Source organism: Enterococcus italicus DSM 15952, assembly GCF_000185365.1.
Classification (GTDB): Bacteria; Bacillota; Bacilli; order Lactobacillales; family Enterococcaceae; genus Enterococcus_G; species Enterococcus_G italicus.
On the sequence record NZ_GL622243.1, the window covers coordinates 46,786 to 48,523 of the forward strand.

At 30.4% G+C, this 1,738-nt stretch carries 3 protein-coding genes; all 3 read right to left on the reverse strand.

Features of this window, described 5'->3' with window-relative positions:
- Positions 1–118: 118 nt before the first annotated feature.
- Complete coding sequence (locus HMPREF9088_RS12470) at positions 119–313, reverse strand: hypothetical protein (protein ID WP_007209305.1); 195 nt, start codon at positions 311–313, stop codon at positions 119–121.
- A gap of 33 nt (positions 314–346) precedes the next feature.
- Positions 347–844 (reverse strand): molecular chaperone DnaJ, encoded by a 498-nt coding sequence (locus HMPREF9088_RS10870; RefSeq protein ID WP_040367680.1) that lies wholly within the window; start codon positions 842–844, stop codon positions 347–349.
- A 465-nt stretch (positions 845–1,309) separates the two neighbouring features.
- A partial coding sequence (locus tag HMPREF9088_RS10875) for a hypothetical protein (RefSeq protein ID WP_007209307.1) occupies positions 1,310–1,738 on the reverse strand: 429 nt, incomplete at its 5' end.

Here is a 1,738-nt window from a genome sequence, read left to right on the forward strand (position 1 = left end):
GATACTTTTTTAAATAAAATTGATTGTTCTTAATGTTTGTTTTTCCTTTTTTAATTGCTTTAATATTTCATTTACTGATTCTATATCCAAATCGTACCAATAACCAAAAGTGATAATATCACCTGATATTTTTTTCTATAAAATCAACTGTTAAAGTTATTTCTCTTGTTGACTTTGGCGAACGTGCTTCTATTTGATATAAATCAAAATTATATTTTTGATGATTATTTATTCCTCTCATTTCTGTTACTGTCGCTTTTATAACTTTTAAAATATTACCTTCAAAATTTATTTTTTTTATTTTAATATCCACTTTAAAACTTCCTTTCTGATAAACTTACAAGCCTTAATTGGCTTGTAAGTATTTTTTTTCTTCTTTATCTTCCTTCACCTTTTGACTTCCATACATTCCCCTTATTGTGTCCATATCATAATTTTTTCGACTACGTTTTTTATAATCGCTTGGTGCCTTATACCATGCGTATTTTTTTGGTGAATAACGAAATTCTAGGGCTTTTATGTCGTCCTTATAAGGTTTTGTGTTGCCTGTTAGCCATATAAAAGTTCCCACGATTTCAATTGATACACCGTCCATTTTCAGATTGAAAAGTTGATTTATAATGTCCTTAAATTGTTCGGGCGTTTCAGTCGTTTCTTTTGTATAGGTTTCGCCGTCTTTGTTCTTGTGAGTGTTTTTCAGTTTGCTAAACAATTCATCATATTCATTGTTTAGTTGCGCCATTTCTTCATTGCTACCACCACAATCGGGGTGCAATTTCAAAGCTAACTTTTTGTAGGATTTTTTCAATTCTTCCAATGTTTCAACGTTTTTAATGTATTTCATTTTTATCATTCCTTTTCTTTTTGATTTTTGGCTTTTTGACAACCATTTTTGTTAGACGTTTGAGGAAGTGAAGCTGTTTTCCTCATGTTTTAAAAGCTAGAAATAAATTATAGTGTACGCTCCTTTCTTTTTTCGTTTAGGTGGTCCATTTTCGTCAGTGTGTTCGTGTCGTTTGCTGTGACGAGTACGCAACATAGACACAAAGAAAACACAAGGGCGAGCTTGCTCGTTTATATACCCTTGTGTTTTCGACTGGATATGTTAAGGTAACAAACAGTAAATGACACGTTACAGACTGCAAAATGTACCAACTGAAAAAAGAAAGAATACCGTTGTGTGCTTTATTTCTCAATCAGCTTTTCAAACATGAGGAAAGGTCTTTATAAAAAAAGAGTAGTTACCGTTTTTTGGTAACTACTCTTTTCCTTTTTTAAGGTTTAAAGCCCTGGAATATTTGGTGGTTTATTATCGAACAACAGATAGTACATGATTTTTTAAGCTATTTAATTCCTTTTCTCTATCTTCTTTAATCGTGTATTCCTCTTTATCTATTTTTAATTTATTTACTTGTGAAATCTCTACTTCCTGCACTACCTCACCGTTGTTATAAAAGTCTATTTTATAATCATATTTTTTTTGATCTGGAGTCAATTCTATATCAAAATTTTGTGTATTTTCGTCTTTCTCACCTAATGTAGCATTAATATTTTCTATCAATGCTTTTAAAAAATTTTGATCCTCCGCTTCCCACGATCTATCTTTTTCATTCTCAGATTTTACTAAAATTACAACCTTATCAACTTTATCTGCTGTAATTATGGGATCATTAGTCTGTTTACAAGAAGTCAGAATTACCATGTAAGCAATTGATAACATCAGAATAATTAATTTACT